The sequence below is a fragment of the Bacillus sp. EU63 genome (assembly GCF_038592915.1).
In the GTDB taxonomy this organism is placed as follows: Bacteria; Bacillota; Bacilli; order Bacillales; family Bacillaceae; genus Bacillus; species Bacillus velezensis.
Map to the genome: position 1 here is coordinate 1928730 of NZ_CP151944.1, position 19927 is coordinate 1948656.

At 46.9% G+C, this 19927-nt stretch carries 8 protein-coding genes; all 8 read right to left on the reverse strand.

What is annotated here, in order from left to right; genetic code table 11:
- Positions 1 to 25: 25 nt before the first annotated feature.
- Complete coding sequence (gene bamA / locus NYE38_RS09450) at positions 26 to 11974, reverse strand: bacillomycin D hybrid PKS/NRPS BamA (RefSeq protein ID WP_289395030.1); 11949 nt, start codon at positions 11972 to 11974, stop codon at positions 26 to 28.
- A 19-nt stretch (positions 11975 to 11993) separates the two neighbouring features.
- On the reverse strand, positions 11994 to 13196 hold the full coding sequence (gene bamD, locus NYE38_RS09455) for a bacillomycin D biosynthesis malonyl-CoA transacylase BamD (protein ID WP_017417904.1): 1203 nt from the start codon (positions 13194 to 13196) through the stop codon (positions 11994 to 11996).
- Positions 13197 to 13755: 559 nt separating this feature from the next.
- Complete coding sequence (locus NYE38_RS09460) at positions 13756 to 14541, reverse strand: 3-hydroxybutyrate dehydrogenase (protein ID WP_014418050.1); 786 nt, start codon at positions 14539 to 14541, stop codon at positions 13756 to 13758.
- Between the two features lie 12 nt (positions 14542 to 14553).
- Entirely contained in the window at positions 14554 to 15216 is a 663-nt protein-coding gene (locus tag NYE38_RS09465) for a CoA transferase subunit B (RefSeq protein ID WP_007410136.1), read from the reverse strand.
- A gap of 17 nt (positions 15217 to 15233) precedes the next feature.
- Positions 15234 to 15935 carry a CoA transferase subunit A gene (locus NYE38_RS09470; RefSeq protein ID WP_017417905.1) on the reverse strand — a complete coding sequence of 234 codons (702 nt, stop codon included), beginning with the start codon at positions 15933 to 15935 and terminating at the stop codon, positions 15234 to 15236.
- Positions 15936 to 15959: 24 nt separating this feature from the next.
- Positions 15960 to 17405, reverse strand: a complete 1446-nt coding sequence (locus NYE38_RS09475; protein WP_017417906.1) for a GntP family permease — start codon at positions 17403 to 17405, stop codon at positions 15960 to 15962.
- Positions 17406 to 17707: 302 nt separating this feature from the next.
- Positions 17708 to 18904: a cytochrome P450 gene (locus NYE38_RS09480; protein ID WP_022553266.1), complete on the reverse strand. Its 1197-nt coding sequence runs from the start codon at positions 18902 to 18904 to the stop codon at positions 17708 to 17710.
- A 1-nt stretch (position 18905) separates the two neighbouring features.
- Positions 18906 to 19925, reverse strand: coding sequence for a biotin synthase BioB (bioB, locus tag NYE38_RS09485; RefSeq protein WP_017417908.1), 1020 nt, complete (start codon positions 19923 to 19925; stop codon positions 18906 to 18908).
- Between the last annotated feature and the right edge of the window lie 2 nt (positions 19926 to 19927).

The following is a 19927-nucleotide window of genomic DNA, read 5'->3' on the forward strand; positions in this document are numbered from 1 at the left end:
TAATTTAAAGAAATAATGCTTTTCCCTAAAAGTTCAATTGAATAGAATCAAGCGCGTTCTCTTCTTCCTCATTGCTGCCGCTCAATCCGATATGTTCGATTAGAATGCTAGGCTGTTCCAAAATCGCCGATAGGATGTGTAAGTAGTCGTTTGATAAAACCTCGATTCTGCTTTTCTTAAACAGTTTTTTCGAATATTCAAACAGTCCGTGATAGTTGTCGCGGTCCGCCTGAATCGACAAGGTCAAATCGAATTTGGCAACCGGATGATGAAATGGATACGGCTTGAGTTGAAGGGAATCGAAAGTCAATTCAGCATGATCAAGATTTTGCAGCACAAACATCGTATCGAATAAAGGATTACGGCTTGAATCTTTTGGAAGATGCAGATGCTGAATTAATTCTTCCAATGGATAGTCTTGATTTTTATAGGCGTCCAGCATGTTTTCTTTTACTTCGTTTAAGTAGGCATCAAATGTTTTACGGCCCGCCGGGTGATTGCGAATGACTAACGTATTGACGAACATTCCCACGACCGGCTCTACATCCAAATGAGTCCGCCCGGCAGATGGCGTTCCTACGATAATATCTTCTTGTCCGCTGTATTTGGATAAAAGAATCGTATAGGCTGCCAATAAAATCATATACAGTGTTGCTCCTGTGTCTTCTTCCATTTGGCTTAAACGCTGTTTCAAGTGTTCTGGTATAAGAAATTCAAATGATTCGCCTTCGTAATCGCGTATGGCAGGCCGCTCATAATCCGCAGGCATATCCAGTACAGGAATATCACCGTGAAACTGATCCAGCCAATACGCTTCCTGGCTCTTGATGTTCCGTTTCTGAATGTCCGATTGCTGCCAAACTGCAAAGTCTTTATATTGAATAGAGAGCGGGTCCGGTTCGTTCCCCTCGTAGATTCGGCTTAAATCTTTCATCAGAATATTGACGGACACGCCGTCAGAAATGATATGATGCATATCAACCACAAGCACGTGCCGCGCAGGTTCAATTTCAATCAGTCCGGCCCGCATCAGCGGCGGTTTGGCTAAGTCAAACGCTTTGATGAAATCAAACACACGGTCTTCCGCTTCTTCTTCGCTTGCTTGAATTCGTTCTATCGTAAAGTTGACGTTCTGATGAATACGCTGTGCCGGCTCGCCTTCATATAAATCAAAGCTGGTCCGCAACGCTTCATGACGCGCGATTAATTTTCGGAAAGCGGCGTTTAACCGTTCGGGATCGATCGTCCCTTCTACATTCATGGCACCCGTCATATTGTAAGTCAGCTCGCCGCCTTCTGTGTGACTTAACAAATACATCCGCCTCTGAGCTGAAGAAACCGGATAATATGGCATTTCCTTTGCTGCCGGAATCGGTACATATCGATTTTTGTCCATGTGTAACGCCTTGTCAGCCAATTGTTCAATGGTAGGAAACTTGAATATGTCTTTGAGAGACAGATTCACATCCAGCTCTTTGTGAATTCTGGCGGCTAAGGCAGCCGCTCGGATGGAGTTGCCTCCGAGATCAAAGAAATTATGTTTGATCCCCGCATGGCTTATTCCGAGCACTTCCTTCCATAAATCTGTCAGTTTGGACTCCGTCTCATTACCCGGCGGAACATATTCAGCTGTCTGCTGCAGACTCGCTTCTGGTGCAGGCAGTGCCTTACGGTTTATTTTCCCGTTGGATGTTAACGGCATATGCTCCAGATGGACAAAATAGGACGGAACCATGTAGTCCGGAAGCTGCGATGACAATTGTTCCCTAAGCTGCGCAGCCGCTATAGGCTTGTCGCTTACGTAATACGCGCATAATTGTTTTAAGCCGTCTTCTTCTTCTTTCACTGTAACCGCGGCTTTTTGCACCGCTTCCGCGTTATGCATTGCTGCTTCAATTTCACCAAGCTCGATTCGGTGTCCCCTGATTTTGACTTGTTCATCAACGCGCCCAATATATACGAGATTTCCGTCCTTCAATCGCTTAGCCAAATCCCCTGATTTGTACATCTTCGCTCCCGGGACATACGGGTTTTCAACAAATTTCTCTGCCGTTAAATCCGGGCGGTTCCAATACCCTCTGGCAACACCCGGTCCGCTGATATATATTTCGCCGATTACCCCGAACGGAACCAGGTTTCTGCTTGCATCGGCCACATAAATATCCGTGTTGGCAGCCGGAGTGCCGATCGGGACAAATTCCCGCTTGTCCCGTTCTGCGTCGAAGTGATAAATCATACATCCGACGACAGCTTCCGTCGGTCCGTATTCATTGAAAATGTCCAGCCGGCCTTTAAACTGCTCGCTGACACTTTTGGCCAGACGGGTGCTTAAATTTTCTCCGCCGACAATCATTTTCCGTATTGCAGTGCCGCCAGCGATATTCATCTCCTTGATGACGTGCAGGTGTGCCGGGGTCAATTTGATCATGTCTATTCTTGAGTCCCGCATAATCTCAGAAAGCACAGCGCTTTTGTCTTCGCCGTCAAAGACAATGATGGTATTTCCCGTAACCAGCGGTGTAAATATCGAGGTCACAGTCAGATCGAAAGAGATGGAAGAGTATAATGGGAAGTTGGTTTTCTCACCTCTTACATAAACCTCTTTCGCCCACCAAATATAATCAGCCAGTCCCTGATGCTCAATGAGTACACCTTTTGGATTTCCCGTCGAACCTGACGTATAGATCATGTAGGCCAAATCATGCGCATCGCTGTCCGATTCAAGATTCGAGTGATCCTCATGGTATGAGTTTTCCTCATCCAAAAGCACAATGTCACCATCATACGGTAATTGATCCAGCAGGCTGCGCTGTGTCAACACAACCTCCGCCCTTGAATCTCTCAGCATATATTGAATCCGATCTTCCGGATATTCAGGATCAATGGGCACGTATGCGCCGCCGGCTTTCAGAACAGCCAAAATTCCGACAATCAGCTCGATCCGATGCGGGCAGATGATGGCAACGAATTGATCCGCTTGTACGCCTTTTGTCCGTAACGTCCGCGCCAATCGGTTCGCCCGTTCATTGAGCTGTCTGTACGTATACCGCTCATTGCCAAAAATAACAGCTTCATGATCGGGACTCTGTTCCGCCTGCATTTCAAACCATCGATATACCGTTTCCTTATGCGGATACGGCGTCTTTGTGCCATTACACTCCGTCAGCAGTTGATGCCGTTCGGTTTCAGACAGCATAGGAACGGAAGACAATGTCATCTCCGGCTGCTCAACAAGACTGTTTAAAATGGCGGTATAGTGTCTGGTGATCTGTTCAATGGTGTCTTTTGTGAATCGTCCCGGTTTATAATCAAAATGCATCTCTATCTGTTGACCGGCATCTTCGATCGTAAGCATCAAATCATATAAAGAGACCCCTGGATTTCGTTCTTTCACTTTAAATGTACATTCATTGTGCCGGATTTCATGAAATTCAATGTTTTGAAACACAAACATCGTGTTAAACAGAGACTTTCCGGTTGTTTCCCGCTGCACATTTAATTTTTCCACAAGCCGGTCGAATGGATAGTCTTGGTTTTCGAAAGCGTCAAGCGTCTGCCGCTTTACTTCTTCCAGATAATCCGTAAACGTTCTATTGGCGCGCGGCTTCGTCCGGATTCCGATGGTTTGTATGAAAATACCGATGATCTTTTCGATATCGGGATGATTTCTTCCTGAAGCAGGCGTGCCTACGACAATGTCTTCTTGTCCCGTATATTTATGAAGCAGCACATTATAGGCGGCCAGAAGCACCGTATAGAGAGTCGTTTCCGCCTTTTGTGCCAAGTCTTGAAGCGAACGGATGACATCCTGCTGTAAGGAGCATGTCACACGCTGTCCCTCAGAAGACCGTTCTGCCGCTTTTGAACCGTCTGTCGGCAGGTCAAGGATGGGAATTTCGTCTTGAAATTGTTCCAGCCAATATGTCTCCTGCCGCTTCATGGCATCGTCATTCAGCCGTTGGTTTTGCCATTCTGCGAAATCTTTATATTCAAATTCAATGTCCGGTAATGGTTTCTGATGATATAAAGCCAGCAATTCATTTGTCAGGATGTTGACGGAATAACCGTCCGAAATGATATGATGCATATCGATGAGCAGTTCGGCCTGCTCGTTTTCAATCTTGATCAGCTCCGCACGAACTAACGGAGCTTGGTCCAGGCGGAACGGTTTTACAAACCCTTCTGAATAGGCATCAAATTCGTCCCGGCTCATTGTCCGGACATGAACGTTAAAATCAACTTCGTTTTCAAGTTTCTGAACGATATCGCCATCTATAATGTCGAAATACGTGCGAAACGCTTCGTGCCGCTGCATCACTTGTTGAAGAGATGAGATCAGGGCTTGCTCATCGTACTTCCCTGTTATTGAGATGTGGCCGAACATATTTTGCGCCAGCTGATCCGGTTCCAGTTGGTGCAGGAAATATACTCTTTGCTGCGCCGGCGATGTCGGGTAATACGCTTTTTTCTCGGCAGCCTTCATCGGGAGGTGCACGACTTTCGTTTCGTTCTGAATGAAACGTGCTAATTCCTTAACAGTCTGGTGATTGAAAAATTGTCCGATGGAAACCTTTTGATGAAATGTCTTCTGAATTTTGGAAAGCATAAGCGTCGCCTGGAGCGAGTTTCCTCCCAGAGCCAGGAAGCGATCTGATCTGCCGACCCGTTCAAGGCCGAAAAGTTCCTCCCAAATCCGCGCCAGCTGCCGCTCCGTTTCATTTACCGGCGCCTCGTAGGCTTCAGTAAAATTTGCCGTATTGCTTCCTATTGAAGAGACCCGCTTCTGGTGTTCGGCGTAAAGTGCTTGTAAAGCATGCTGTTCTTCATCGGAAAACATCATCATGGCGTCAAGAGGGATTGAATCTCCCTCAACCATTTTTTGCAGCAATTTTGTAAAACCCGCTCCCCACTTTTTCATGATTTCCGGACTGATGACGTTCGTATTAAAGTCGAAATCAAGAACATATTCTTGATGTGCGTCTGTTATGTTCAGAAATAAATCGTACAGGGTGCATTTTACCGGGTATGCAACGGGCTCCGCTTCCGCCTTTCCGAAATGCAGTTTTCGAAAAGGCCTGTCTAAATTAAAGATAATACGCATATCCGGCACTTGATCGTGCGGAAGCTCTCTGGCCACCAGTGTCATCGGGACGGCTTGGTGCCGCATTGCAAGATTCACGCTTTCTTTCATATTGCCAAGATAACCGGATAAAGTGCTTTCTGAAGAAGACGTGTTCTTCACCGGAATCATATTGACGCAATTTCCAATCAGAGCATGCTGTTTCATATGCGATTGACCTGCTGCGGGGATCCCGATCACAAGGCCTGACTGTTTGGTAAGCCGGTGCAGAAAAAGATGAAATGCACCCAGCATCGTCACAAATACGCTATTTTTCATCTGAATGCTTAATGACCTTAAAGCCTCGCTCAATGGCCGTCCAAGCCTGACGGTACACCGGTCTCCCTCATACCCGTTCGGATAACGGACAGAAGCTGTGCTTGGCAGAATTGGCTGCTGTATCGGTTCAGAGAAATGACGCCGCCAATAACGGACCCCTTCTTCATAATGGCCGCTGTCAATCTGTGCCTGCTGCCAGTCTAAGTATTGGCGAAACGAAACATCTGCCTCTTTCGGTGAAATCGGTTTTCCTTGTACTATTGCCGCGTAGTTGCTCTCCAGTTCTTGAACAAAAACGGCGATTGACCATCCATCGGCAATGATATGATGGAACGTGAGCACAATCAGATGTTCATTGTGAGCCGATGTAAGCACATGGATTCTAAACAAAGGCTTTTGTTCATGGAAATGAAACGGCCGCTTGGCATCTTCTGTCAGCCATTTTTGGATTTCCGGCTCCCGATGTTCATGCGGGTGACCGGTAAAATCAATGACAGGTATTTCTATATTCATCCGTTCCTGCACTTGCTGTACCTCGTCATCGGGATGAATCACCGTACGTAAAGCTTCATGACGGTCAACGATATGCCGGACGGCTTGTTTTAATGATGTATACTGCAGTTCGCCCTTCACTTTCAGCATAATGGACTGGTTTAAAGCGGCGGAAGCTTCATTCCCGTAATGGGATGCCATAACCAACTGCTTTTGTTCAGGTGAAAGCTCGCGCGTCCCGGACTTTTTACGGCCTCCGCCATCAGGGGAATCCGGACCTTCCGGGATAAATCCGCCTCGGCGAAGATCCTCCACCGTGTCTTTCACCGCTTGAATAATATTTTCGATATCATCCGCGGTATGCGCGGCAGACAAGAAGCAGTTGCGTCCTTCCCACACATAGACCCCTTTATAGTTGAGGTGGTAAAAGAACAAGTCATTATCAAGCGATGAGACAAACCGGAATAAAGAACCGAATCGAACCATGCGGATAGGCACTTGCGCTTGTTCGAAGCAGCGATTCAGCTCATCGACCAGGTAGGCTGTTTTTTGATTAAGCTGCTCATACAGATGTTCTCCCTCGGTTTGCAAATGGCGAAGGACGGCTAATGACATCCTCATGGTAAGCGGGTGAGTATTGAAGGTGCCGGCCACAAACGTGCGCTTCGCCTCGTCTTGCGGGTAGGAATCGTCCCCATACTGCCAGGTACCCCCGTCGATCGCATTCATGAACTCAGCTTTTCCGGCAACTACCCCTAACGGCTGTCCGCCGCCGATGATTTTTCCGTAGGTCACTAAATCAGCCTGAATGCCGAACCATTCCTGTGCGCCGCCGAGACCGATCCGAAATCCGGTAATAATTTCATCCATAATCAGAGCTGTTCCGGATTGCCGCGTGATCGCCCGCAATTCTTTCAAAAATGCCTGCGGCTGCAAATCCGGTCTGCGGCTTTGTACCGGTTCCACCAGTACGGCTGCCAATTCATCACCAAGACTGCGGATCACATCCAGCGAATCGGGATTGTTGTAATGTAAAATAATCAAATCATCCATAAAGCTCTGCAATATGCCCGGAGCCAGCGGATTCGCAGACGCAGCCCCGCCTTTTGTGCCGGCAACCCCTAATACGCCGTCAAACGTCCCGTGATAAGATCCTGAGAACGCCACGACTTTCTTTCTTCCTGTTGCCGCCCGCGCCAAACGCAGGGCAACCATGACGGCCTCTGTTCCGGAATTATAGAAAGCGACCCTTTCCACTCCGGTACATGTGCGGATCCGGTCGGCAACTTCACCGGCGACATCTGACATCGGGCCCAGCGGAGGCAATGATGAACGGGTTGAATCATCGATAACCTGTGTAATAAAGGAAGGATGATGCCCGAAAAGGTTAACCCCGAATCCCATGGTGATATCGATATATTCATTTCCGTCAATATCCCACATTTTAGAACCGTCAGAACGTTCGGCGATAATCGGGTATACGATTTCCTTCCAATACGAACGGAAGCTGGACAAATTGCGGTTGTTTGCATGAGCAAATCGGGTGTTGTCCGTATATTGTTTGGAACCTTTCGTTTTATCGGCGTATTTCTTGATGAAATCTTCTAAGTATTGTTTTTGCCGTGCGGTATAGTGCCCCTGATCATTCAGGTTCTGAGGCTGAAAAGGAACATAGGGTTTCGCTTCTTGAGCCGCTTTCTTTTCTGCAGTGACGGTCGGATGCCCCTGCTTGACAGAAGGAATTGATTTCTCTTGCGTTTTAGCGTATTCTTTCTCATCGGAATGATGTCCGCTGTTTCTCAACAAATTAAAGCTATTTAATTGAGCTTGCAAGGTATCCTGAATTAATTGATTCTGAGAAGCGATTATTTTTTCGAGCATATGCTCTTGATGACCTTCTCTGCGATCCGATTCAGACTGCGCTTCTGAAATGACCTGTATTTCCTGCGCCGGAACATTCTCTTGAGGCGGAGCGGATGCAAAGGACGATGGAACGGTCTCAGCCAAGTAATCTATGACACTTTGAAGGTTGTTCATCGTATCAAAAAAACGATCCATCGGGATGTCTGCCCCAAATTCATCCGCAATGGCTTTTTTGACCTGTGACAGCATGATAGAATCCATTCCGAGCCCGATAAAATGAGCATTCAGATCGAGTTCCTCCGCTCTGATCCCTGAAGCATTGCTGATTACAGTTTTCAGGAAGGATTCAATGTGCGCTTTCGATTGATTGATATTCAATGCTGCTCCTCCTTTCTTTTCGCCCTCGTTTAAGCGCAATTGGTCAGCTTCAGCCCAGCATCGGCTCCGTTCAAACGGATACAGGGGCAATGGCGTCTTTTGTACAGTTTCACCGGAATAAAGCGCGCGCCAATCGATAACGGCTCCTTGCACAAATAATTCGGCTGCGCGATGCAGCCATGTGATCCGTTCATCTTGCGTACGTAAACGCTGCTTAATCAGAGCGGCTGCTTGTTGATTCAGCTCTTCTTTATGAGCAGGCAGCATTTCCTTCATATTCTTGTAACCGATGTATACACCGGGAAGGTTTCTGTCTCCCTGAATCAGGCGGGTCAGCTTATCCGATAGTTCTTGTTTACCGGATACAATCATGGCAATGCCATGATCCAAATGAGCCCTGCCCGTACTGGCTGTATAGCAAATGGACTTTAATGAAGCTTGGCTGTCATCCGATACATATTGCCGGTACTGCTGTGCGAGTTCATAGAGTGATTTTTCAGTATGAGCGGATAAAACAAATAGGTGCGGCCCATGTTCATCCTCGGGCGCATACTCACTTTGAGAAATATATTCTTCCAGTACCACATGAGCGTTTGTTCCGCTAAAGCCAAATGAGCTGACTCCGCCTCGCAGCGGCTCATCACCGGATGTGAACTCCGCAGCTTCCTGATTCACATAAAATGGTGATGAGTGAAAATGAATGAGCGGATTAGGTTCATTAAAGTGCGCTAACGGCGGATTTTTCTTGTGATTCAGCATGAGGACAGATTTGATCAATCCGACGATGCCTGCCGCTTCAAACAAATGACCGATGTTCGATTTAACAGAACCAATCGCACAAAATTGTTTTTTTGCCGTATACTTTTCAAACGCTTTACAAAGCCCGTTAAATTCAACCGGATCGCCGAGCTTCGTTCCGGTGCCATGCGCTTCGATGAAAGATAGTGTTTCAGGAGCAATGCCCGCGTCTTTCCAAGCCGTCTCAATGACCTCAGTCTGAGCTGCCGGATTCGGTGCTGTAATCCCGGCGGTTGTTCCGTCTTGATTCATCGCGCTTCCCTTGATTACGCCGTAAATATGGTCTCCGTCGCGAACAGCATCCTGCAAAGGTTTTAGCAGGACTGCGGCCGCGCCTTCACCTGTGCCCGTTCCGTCTGAATCTTTGCTGAACGTTTTCGTGTACCCGTCCGAAGATTCCATATCAAGTCCGATACAGATCGGCAAGAGCGATGTCCGGATACCGCCGGCAAGAGCCATTTCACAATCGCCGGACATTAAAGATTTACATGCCATATGAACGGCGGCAAGCGATGAGGAGCATGCCGTATCCACTGTGACCGCCGGCCCTTTTAAATTTAAGAAATAAGCGATTCGGCTGGCTAGCACGGAAGGGAGATTGCCCACGATATATTGATGAAGTTCCTCCGGATAATTCGCAGAAAGGAGACGTTCATAATCGTAGCCCACCTTCGAGTACCCTGCATATACCCCGACACGGCTCCCGTTCATGCTGCCGCCGGCATAGCCCGCATCTTCAATCGCATGCCATGCAGACTGCAAAAACAGTCTTTGGTTAGGGTCCATAAACTGAGCCGTTTTAGGAGCTAAACCGAAGAACGAATAATCAAAGCGGTCGATTTCATCTAAATAGCCGCCCTTCACAAACTGATTCTCATTGAATTCGCTTTGGATGGACTTTAAATAATCCGCCGCATCTTTCAGCCGGGATTCGGGGTATTCTCGAATGCTGTGCTCACCTTTTTCAAGCAGATTCCAAAAATCACTTTTCGTTGACGCTCCCGGGACATTGAGCGACATCCCAATAATGGCGATATCTTTCGGTGTCACATGGCTTGGTTTCGCTGCCGCGTCCTGCTTGATTTCAGCCCGGCTTTCAGACAGATATACCGCTAAATCAGTGATAGAAGGATACGTAAAGAGATCTGAAACGGAAAGCTCGCGTCCGAATTTCTGTTCTATGCGCTCGGCAATCTGCGATAACTGTAATGAATTTGCTCCCATATCAAAATAACTGTCAGCGAGGTGAACCTTTTTTCCATCGAGCACTTCGGAAAAGATAGACAGCAATTCCGTTTCTATCTCATGAATGGGTGTCTGTCCGGATGTTTCCGTGCTGCTCCCCAAACATTCATTGATGGCGGCAGACTCTGTTGAAAAATTCCCTGCCTCATACTGTCTGGCAAGTTCGTAGCGTTTAACCTTTCCGCTGGTTGTTTTAGGGAGTTTTCGGATCGGAAGGACTTCTTTTATGCTCCAGCCGCCCCGCTTGTACAAATGTTTTTTTATCTCTTTGACAAGCGGTGCGAATTTTTCAGGTGATTTTTTGTAAACAACAAAGAGCACGATTTCTCCGCTTTGTGTCTTTTGATCATATACACCGCAGGCGGCAACCCTTCCTAAGTCAACCTCTTCCATTTCAATCGCGACCCGTTCAATATCGTGCGGGTAGATATTTTTTCCGTTCACGAAAATAATGTCCTTTTCTCTTCCGGTTACGACTAAGTTACCACTTTCACTAATGAATCCGAGGTCTCCCGTTTTTACCCAGCCGTCAGAAGTCAGCGCTTTTTCCGTACTCTCTGGGTTGTTATAATACCCTTGCGTCACATTGTCTCCTTTGATCTGGATATGGCCGATGATTCCGTCTTCTACTCTTTCATTTGTTTCATCGGAGATCCGAAGCTGACAATAGTCAATAGGTTGTCCCACCTCGACGAATGAAGCGCAATTTTGGTCCTCTTTGCTGACTTTTACAGCTCTTTCACCAAGATTTAAATAGTCACGATGCAAATAAACGGGAACGAATTCTTTACCTATTTTAGAGAACGCTGCGCCAACCGAAGCTTCCGCTAAACCGTAAACATTCAAAATGGCGGATCTTTTCAGATTGAATGCTGCGCATCTTTTCAAAAATTCGTCACACAGCTCCGGCAATATCGGTTCTGCACCGTTTGCGATGACCTTGATGTGGGATAAATCCCAGTCTGGTTCGTTTTTCAGAAATTTAAGGAAGTAGTTGTACCCGAAATTAGGAGATGATAGAATACTGGCTTTATGTTCATGAGCTTTTTTCATCCAAAGAATAGGTCTGCGAATAAATAACTCTGTAGGCATTAGATTTTGATTGATTCCGGTTATGAAGGGAACAAGGTGGCAGGCGATGAGCCCCATATCATGCGTTAAAGGCATCCATGATAAGAAAGAGTCTTTCGAATGAATGGCTAGGGCAGTCCCAATGGCGCACGTGTTATGTATTAAGTTGTGATGCGTTAACATGACTCCTTTTGGATCTCCTGTCGATCCGGAAGAAAATTGGATAAAGGCGAGTTCATCCGCATCAGGTTCATAAAACGAAGCGGGGTAATCGTAGGTTTGATCTTGAATGACGTCAGATTTTTCGTTTAATTGATGATGGAAATCCTGTAAATCGTGTTCTGCAGCGTATTTCTTTATTTTGTCCAATACTTTTTCAGAGGCAATCAGAAACGGATGATTTAATATATTCCAAATGCGCCAGACCTTCAGCTTATGGTCATCATCTTCTCCGATACTGACCGGAACCGGGATCATTCCTCCTAATATACAAGCCCAAAAAGCAACGACAAATGATTTGTTCTCTTGGATTTGAAATACAATTTCCTGCTTCGGCTTAATGCCGAGATGCTGTAAATAGCCAAGATACCCTTGCGCCTCTTCAAACAATTGGCGGTAAGAGACAACCGTCTCGTTTTTATCGGATTCGATAAAACGGATCCCGCGATCAGAGATACTGCTTCTTTCCCGAATGACATCTACTAAGGTTTGGAATTGACTGGTATACATAGGTCCCCTCCTGGGCGCTTTATTTTAAAATCCGCAATTCTTCCCAAGCCGGAAGCTGTTTAGCTTCACAAATTAATTTGCATAAATGGATCGAATGTTCGAGTTCTTGTTCTGAAAGCACGTCTTCATGCCTTTTCATTCTCTCTTTCAGCTCTTGGATTTGCGTAAATAATGGCGTCGTCATATTGGAATAAGCCGCTGAATCCTTGTTGTAATTTCGCGCAATGACGGATTGAATCATCAATTTATTCAGTTGTTTTTTGCGTAAATGGACAATATGTTTCTTTCTTTCCGCTGGATTGGAAAGCGGGGGAACATCAGATGTCTGTCCTAAGGGATAAGGTACAATGTGATTCGTTGTTTTTCTCAGCAGACCGGATAAGACATTGTTCGGACCCATTTCGATGACTTCTGTGATTCTATGTAAAAGCAAGTAATGCATCGATTCTGTCCATCTAACCGGCATCGTCATGTGCTGCTTGAGATGTTCGCTGATCGAATTTCCGCTGCTGTAAGGGCGCGCGGTGACATTTGAAATGATCGGCCATGCGGCATCTCGGAAGGAATAGCGGTGTAAAACAGTCTGGAATTGTTCGGAGGCTGATCGTATCATCGAACTGTGAAAAGGCGCACTGACATTCAAATAAGTGTATGCCGCACCCTTTTCCTCCGCCATCTTGATGACACGTTCCACAGCTTGCCGGTGTCCGGAAATCACATGCTGCTGTTCTGAATTCATGCAGGCTACACCTGCCGGAAAGTCTTCCGTCGATACTTTCGAACATATTTCCTGCAACGTTTGGAGAGAGAGCTGTGTCACGGCGGCCATCGTCCCCTGCTGCTGGGGATCCGCATTTTGCATAAGAATTCCCCGCTCCCTTACAAGTGTAACGGCATCCTGAAAAGAAAGGGCGCCGGCACAGACAAGCGCTGAATATTCGCCTAAGCTATGGCCTGCCAGGAAGCGGGGCTCCACCCCTATTTCCTGCATATACACTTGAAAAGCAATCACACTGACCGTTAAAATAGCGGGCTGCGCGTTCATTGTCTTTGTCAATTCATTCATATCTCCGTTAAAACACAGTTTTTTTACATCCAAGGAGATCGCATCGCTCGCTTCTTCAAACAATCTCTTTGCGAGCACAAAATCATTCCAAAATTGTTTGCCCATTCCTACAAATTGAGACCCTTGTCCAGGAAATAAAAAGGCAAGATTGTTCATGAGATTCCTCCGATCATATTGAACAGGGGATACAATATCCTACAAAATATCCCTTTATCTAACATCCTAGCATGATTATAACAAATGTGTATAGAATACTTTCGGAGGAGTTATTGTTCGTTTTCACAAACGAATTAGATATATTTATTCATAAAATAAAACATGGGGGTTTCGCCGAAAATCAGTCTTAAAGAGAGATGATGAAAGCCGGGGTGGAGCCTGTTACCGGCTCTTCTTCACTTAGAACGCGCTCTTTATGTTTCATATGTTTTAGGGCTATCGGCATAATTGTGTCAGAAATTACATATTTTCTGTTTATTGTAAAAATTCATTTGTATATCTGTGAAGGATTGTAAACTGATTGCGCTTAATTATAAATGTGGTGCAAGAGATGGATCTGGATGGGGAAAATCCGCAAGGACGAAATACGCCGCAGAACATGCGAATGACCCTGCCCGGATACCGATTGACGCAGTAAATCGGCCTATTGAGTGAACAAGGTTTTCAGGCATAAAAAAACAGCCGTTCAGAGCGGCTGTTTTTTTAAAAAGTATAAGAACTATTGAGCGGTATACCCGCCGTCCATGACTACGGCCTGACCTGTGACCCCTTTTGCTTTGTCGCTGGCCAAAAATACGGCGTAATCAGCGATTTCCTTCACTGACAGCAGCCGTTTTTGGGGAACGAGCGGAAAGATGACGTCCTCAAGCACCCGTTCGTACGGTACATTCCTTGTTGCGGAAATGTCCTTTAACTGATTGCGGACAAGCTGAGTGTCCACATATCCCGGACAAAGCGCATTGACGGTAATGCCGTCAGCCGCGCCTTCAAGTGCGCCGACTTTCGTTAAACCGATGACGCCGTGCTTGGCGCTGTTATATGCCGCTTTCCCGTGAAAACCGATCAATCCGTTGACAGACGCCATATTAATGATTCGACCGAATTGCTGTTTTTTCATAATGGGGAATGCATGCTTCATTGCGATAAATGGCGCAGTCAGCATGAGACGAATGAGCCGTTCAAACTGTTCGGTGGGAAATTCCTCGATGGGCGCGACATGCTGAATGCCCGCATTATTCACAAGGATATCGAGACGTCCGAATTGTTTCTCGACCGTCTGCAGCATGTCAGCCACTTGTTTTTCATTTGTTACATCGCATGTGATGCTGACTGCTTCACAGCCTTCATCTTTCAGTCTTGCCGCCGCTTCTTTCCCCGCTTGTTCGTTTACATCAGAGATGATGACGGCTGCTCCTTCACGGGCGAATTCTTTTGCGATTTCAAGCCCGATTCCTCCGGCTGCTCCTGTTACAACGGCTGTTTTTTCAATAAGCAATGAATGCATGACGGCACCTCCTCATTTTGGTCTGACCCCGTTTTTTAACGACTGGCTGACAGTAAAATGACCTTCTGTTTTCTCAAAGACCTCCTCCATTGTTACACCTTCCTGCAGTTCGGTGAGCGTCATACGGCCATCATGAAAATCGAATACAGCCAAATCTGTGATCAGCCGATCGACCACCTGCCTGCCGGTTAAAGGCAGCGTACATTCCGTTCTCACTTTAGATTCCCCATATTTATTCACGTGCTCCATAATGACAATAATCCGTTTTGCTCCGTGGACCAAGTCCATGGCGCCGCCCATTCCTTTGATCATTTTTCCTGGGATCATCCAGTTCGCCAAATCTCCCCGTTCGGACACTTCCATCCCGCCGAGGATCGCTACATCAATGTGGCCGCCGCGAATCATGGCAAAGGATTCGGCACTGTCAAAATACGAGGCTCCCTTTACCTCGGTAATGGTTTCTTTTCCCGCATTGATCAGATCGGGGTCCTCCGTTCCTTCCGCCGGATAAGGCCCGATCCCGAGCAAGCCGTTTTCAGACTGAAGCAGGACGTTATAATCATTCGGTATCTCATTGGCTACAAGCGTCGGCATCCCTATCCCCAAGTTCACATTCATTCCGTCCTTAATTTCCTTTACAGCCCGTTTGATCATTCGTTTTCTGCTATCTCTCATTCTGTCAGCCTCCTTTATCATGCTTGCCGGACGGTGCGGCGTTCAATCCGTTTTTCATGAATCCCGCCGTGCAGCACGTGCTGCACAAAAATACCCGGCGTATGAATTTGATCCGGATCAAGCTCTCCGGCATCGACGATTTCTTCAGCCTCTGCAATCGTCACTTTGCCTGCCATTGCAGCGAGCGGATTGAAATTTCTCGCCGTCTTTCTGAACATCAGGTTGCCCAGAGGATCGGCTTTCCAGGCCTTTACGATGGCGGCGTTCCCTGTAATCCCTTTCTCCAGAAGATAGGTGCGCCCGTCAAATGTCTTATGTTCTTTTCCCTCGGCTACTGATGTTCCGACGCCCGCAGGTGTGTAAAACGCCGGAATGCCCGCCCCTCCCGCGCGAATTCTTTCTGCGAGCGTTCCTTGGGGCACCAATTCGACTTCCAGCTCCCCGCTTAAAAACTGCCGTTCAAAGGTTTTGTTTTCTCCCACATAGGATGCGACCATTTTTTTGATCTGCCGGTTTGCAAGCAAGAGGCCTAACCCCCAATCATCAACACCGCAGTTATTACTGACAACGGTCAAGTTTTTTACGCCGCTGTCCCTGATCGCGAGAATTAATTGTTCCGGAATGCCGCACAGGCCGAAGCCTCCTGCGATGAGGGTGTCTCCGTCCTTGATCAGTGCAGCAGCATCTTGATAAGAGTCCATCACTTTTCCTTTTCCCATATTCGTTTCCCCTTTCTGTTTTGGCTACACAAGGCCCGTCAGACTGTAAATGGCGATGATGACAAACACAGCGGCTGTTTTAATGACGGTTATGGCAAAGATATCCCTATAGGATTGGCGGTGGGTCAACCCGGTGACCGCGAGCAGCGTAATGACGGCGCCATTATGCGGAAGAGTGTCCATCCCGCCGGAGGCCATCGATATCACCCGGTGCATGACCTCCGGCGGGATGTGGAATGTATTGATTGCTTCTGTATACGCTGCTGACATCGTGCTTAAAGCGATGCCCATTCCTCCTGATGCCGATCCTGTAATCCCGGCAAGCGCAGTGGTCGTCACCGCTCCGTTGACGAGCGGATCTGTAAACGTCTGCGATATGCCGCTGCTGACCATTTTAAAGCCGGGAAGCGCCGCAATGATGCCGCCAAATCCGTATTCGGCTCCTGTATTCATCGACGCCAGCAAGGCGCCCCCGATGCCCTCATTCAGTCCTTCTTTCAAATTGAAGAGGACTTTTTTCCAATCGAACAAAATCGTTGTCATGATTCCGATGAACAGTGCGAGTTCTACTGACCAGATCGCAGTGACGGAGGAAAGGTCAATCTTCCCGAACGCTTCTAGCCCGAGCGGCGCAAAATCAAATCCGCTAGGGTACCAATGAGGGAGCCACATCGTGAAGCATTTGTTCATGACCCCCACAAGGATAAGCGGAACAAAGGCGAGAACTTGCCGCGCGGGGCTGGGTTCTGCCTCCTGCGGTAAAACAGGCGTATGTGTTTCATTAGCCAGACCTGAGGATTCCTCTGCAGCGGAAACTTCAGATTGAAATCCAGCATAGCCTTCTCCGGCATTAGCCGCTTTTTTGCGCCGGGATTCTAAATAAATCATTCCGGCCGTAAGCACAAATGCTGCACCAATCAGTCCGAGCCAGGGAGCGGCATAAATGTTTGTTTTAAAAAAAGCGGTCGGAATGACATTTTGAATTTGCGGTGTGCCGGGAAGCGCATCCATTGTAAATGTAAAGGCGCCCAATGCAATCGTACCGGGTATCAGACGCTTGGGAATATCAGCTTTAATAAATAGGTTTTTAGCAAACGGATAAATGGCAAACACCGCTACGAAGAGACTGACGCCGCTGTACGTTAAAATCGCACCCATTAAGACGATGGCGAGAATGGCTCTTTTTGCTCCCACAAGCTTGACGATTGTTTTTGCAATCGACTCGGCGAGCCCGGATATTTCAACAACCTTGCCAAAAACGGCCCCTAAAAGAAATACGGGAAAATACAGCTTAATAAATCCTACCATCTTCTCCATAAATATATTCGAGAAGAAAGGAAGTACGAAGCTTGGATCTGTCAGGAGCACGGCAAACAGCGCACAAATCGGGGCGAATAAAATGACTGAAAAGCCCCGGTAAGCCGCAAACATCAGCATGCCTAATGCCAATAAAATAATAACAATGTCCACAAATCCCCCTCTTTTCTGCTCATGTTAGTAAGCGCTTACAAAAAATTGAGAAAATAAAGCAAAAAACATGCCGGTTTTGCACAGTTTCTGAGGCTGAAAAAAAGTGCATCATGGTGAATTCTCCGTTAGGGCGAAAGAAAAGGAGACCCTTGCTGCATTATATTGATTGGCTGAGCAGTGAGTTTTTTAGGGATAGTGAGATGGATCAGAGAGGATTTTTGCTTTATAAATATGTATTCTTTTTTCTTTCATTTATTTCCTGCAAGAGGAACCGATAAAATCCGGCCCTCCTGCATGGTCATTCAGCCAATGACAACCGGAAGCTCTTTGAGCGACCTAAAACCAATGAGCTTGCGGTATTCAAGGCGGTGTGCGGCCAGCCGAAGCTTAGGCATCCGCTCAAACAGTGTGAGAATTGCAATTTGTGCTTCGATACGCGCTAATGAGGAGCCTATACAAAAATGGGCGTTCTTTCCGAATGCAAGATGCGGATTCGGCTTTCTTTGGATATCCATTTTGTGAGGTTGATCGAATATGCTTGGATCGCGATTGGCTGCTCCTAAAAGGATATATACCTGCTCTCCTTTTTTTATGGTCTTCCCATTTATTTCACAGTCTTCTGAAGCGGTGCGTGCCGTCAGCTGCGCGGGGCTGTCGTAGCGCAAACATTCCTCAACTGCAGTTTCAATAAGCGAGGGGTTTTCTCTCAGTGCGCTAAGCTGTTCAGGGTGTTTCAATAAAGTAAACACACCGTTGCACATGAGGTTTACCGTCGTCTCGTGTCCGGCTATGACAAGTAAGATACATGTCGCGAGCACTTCCTCTTTTGAAAGCTGTTCCTCCATAATAAACCTGCTGATCAAGTCTTGCTGAGGGTGAGCTTTCCGCTTGTGAATCAAATCTCTGAAGTATGACGTCAGCCTGCCTGCGGTGTCGCTGGCTCTGACTAACGTCTTTCTTGATCGGGTAAGGTCAATGGCCTGAATGACGTCTGCCGTCCATTGTCTGAATTGATATCTCTCCTCTTTCGGCACTCCGAGTATCTCCGCAATGATAAGGCTTGCCAATGGAAAGGCAAACTCTGAAACAAGGTCAGCGTTTTTTTTGATTTGGACTTGATCCAACAAGTCATGAACCGTTTCTTTTATACAAGGGCGAAGTGATTCCGCCGTCTTTGCGGTAAATTCTTTACCGATAAGCATCCGCATCCGCTTATGGTCTGATTGATTTTTAAATAACAGCATATCGTGCTGGATATGCGATAGATTTTGATATTTCGTTGAAGCTTCCGGAAGAGGAATGCGGTTTTTAAATCGGGTGTCTTTCAGAATCGCTGCCGCCTCTTTGTACCCGGTGACATACCAGCCCGGATATTTTAATACGGTCCCTTTATAAACAGGATCAATGGATCGCAGTTTGTCATAAAACGGGTAAGGGTCATTCCAAAAATCCGAATCCGCATGGAGAGACGGATGTGCAATCGATAGGCCCGCCGTCATCTTATACCTCCGTATTGCAGGCGGATTGCAGGCCGGCTTTCATTTCTTCAACGGATTCGACTTCAAAACCTAAATCATGGAGCATTTGATGATCCTCTGTTTCTTGCTGCCCTGCTGTCGTTAAGTAATCTCCGACGAAAATCGAATTTGCGGCATAAAGTCCCAGCGGCTGCAGCGAACGAAGGTTGACTTCCCGGCCTCCTGAGATACGGATTTCTTTTGACGGATTGATAAAACGGAATAAGGCGAGCACTTTCAGGCAATACACCGGATGTAATTCGCTTACCCCTTCTAACGGAGTTCCGTCAATCGCATGCAGAAAATTAACCGGGATGCTGTCGGCGTCAAGCGCTTTTAAGCTGTTCGCCATATCAATGACGTCCTGTTTCGTCTCTTTCATGCCGACGATGACACCAGAACAAGGTGACATCCCCGATTGTTTCGCCGTTTCCACTGTGTTGACCCTGTCGTCATACGTGTGGGAGGTCGTAATGTTTGAGTGATTCCTTTGTGATGTATTGATGTTATGATTGTACCGGTCTACTCCTGCCTGTTTCAGCCGCTCTGCCTGTTCCGGCTTCAGCAGACCGAGGCATGCGCAGATTTTTAAACCGTACGTTTCTTTAATTTCTTTAACAGCATCAACAACTTGATCTACTTCTCTGTTCGACGGTCCCCGCCCGCTGGCGACGATGCAGTATGTCCCTATATTCAGGTCGTGGGCGCGTTTTGCCCCCTTCAGCAATATATGCTTATCCACCATCCGATAAGACTCGATCGGCGCTTTTGATATTGAAGATTGTGAACAGTACCCGCAATTTTCCGGACACAGGCCTGATTTTGCATTCATAATCATATTCAGCTTTACTTTTTTTCCGTAAAATCGTTTTCTGATATGAAAAGCGGCATGCATCAGCAATAAAAGATCCTCATCAGGACAATTTAAAATGGCCAGCGCTTCTTGATCCGTTACTTCCGCCCCGTCCAGCACTCTCTCTGCAAGATCCATCCATTGATTCATGT

Coding starts and splice junctions, on each gene's coding strand:
- bamA (WP_289395030.1), bottom strand. CDS start 11,974: ATGTATACCAGTCAATTCCAAACCTTAGTAGATGTCATTCGGGAAAGA.
- bamD (WP_017417904.1), bottom strand. CDS start 13,196: ATGAACAATCTTGCCTTTTTATTTCCTGGACAAGGGTCTCAATTTGTA.
- NYE38_RS09460 (WP_014418050.1), bottom strand. CDS start 14,541: ATGCATTCATTGCTTATTGAAAAAACAGCCGTTGTAACAGGAGCAGCC.
- NYE38_RS09465 (WP_007410136.1), bottom strand. CDS start 15,216: ATGAGAGATAGCAGAAAACGAATGATCAAACGGGCTGTAAAGGAAATT.
- NYE38_RS09470 (WP_017417905.1), bottom strand. CDS start 15,935: ATGGGAAAAGGAAAAGTGATGGACTCTTATCAAGATGCTGCTGCACTG.
- NYE38_RS09480 (WP_022553266.1), bottom strand. CDS start 18,904: ATGACGGCGGGCCTATCGATTGCACATCCGTCTCTCCATGCGGATTCG.
- bioB (WP_017417908.1), bottom strand. CDS start 19,925: ATGAATCAATGGATGGATCTTGCAGAGAGAGTGCTGGACGGGGCGGAA.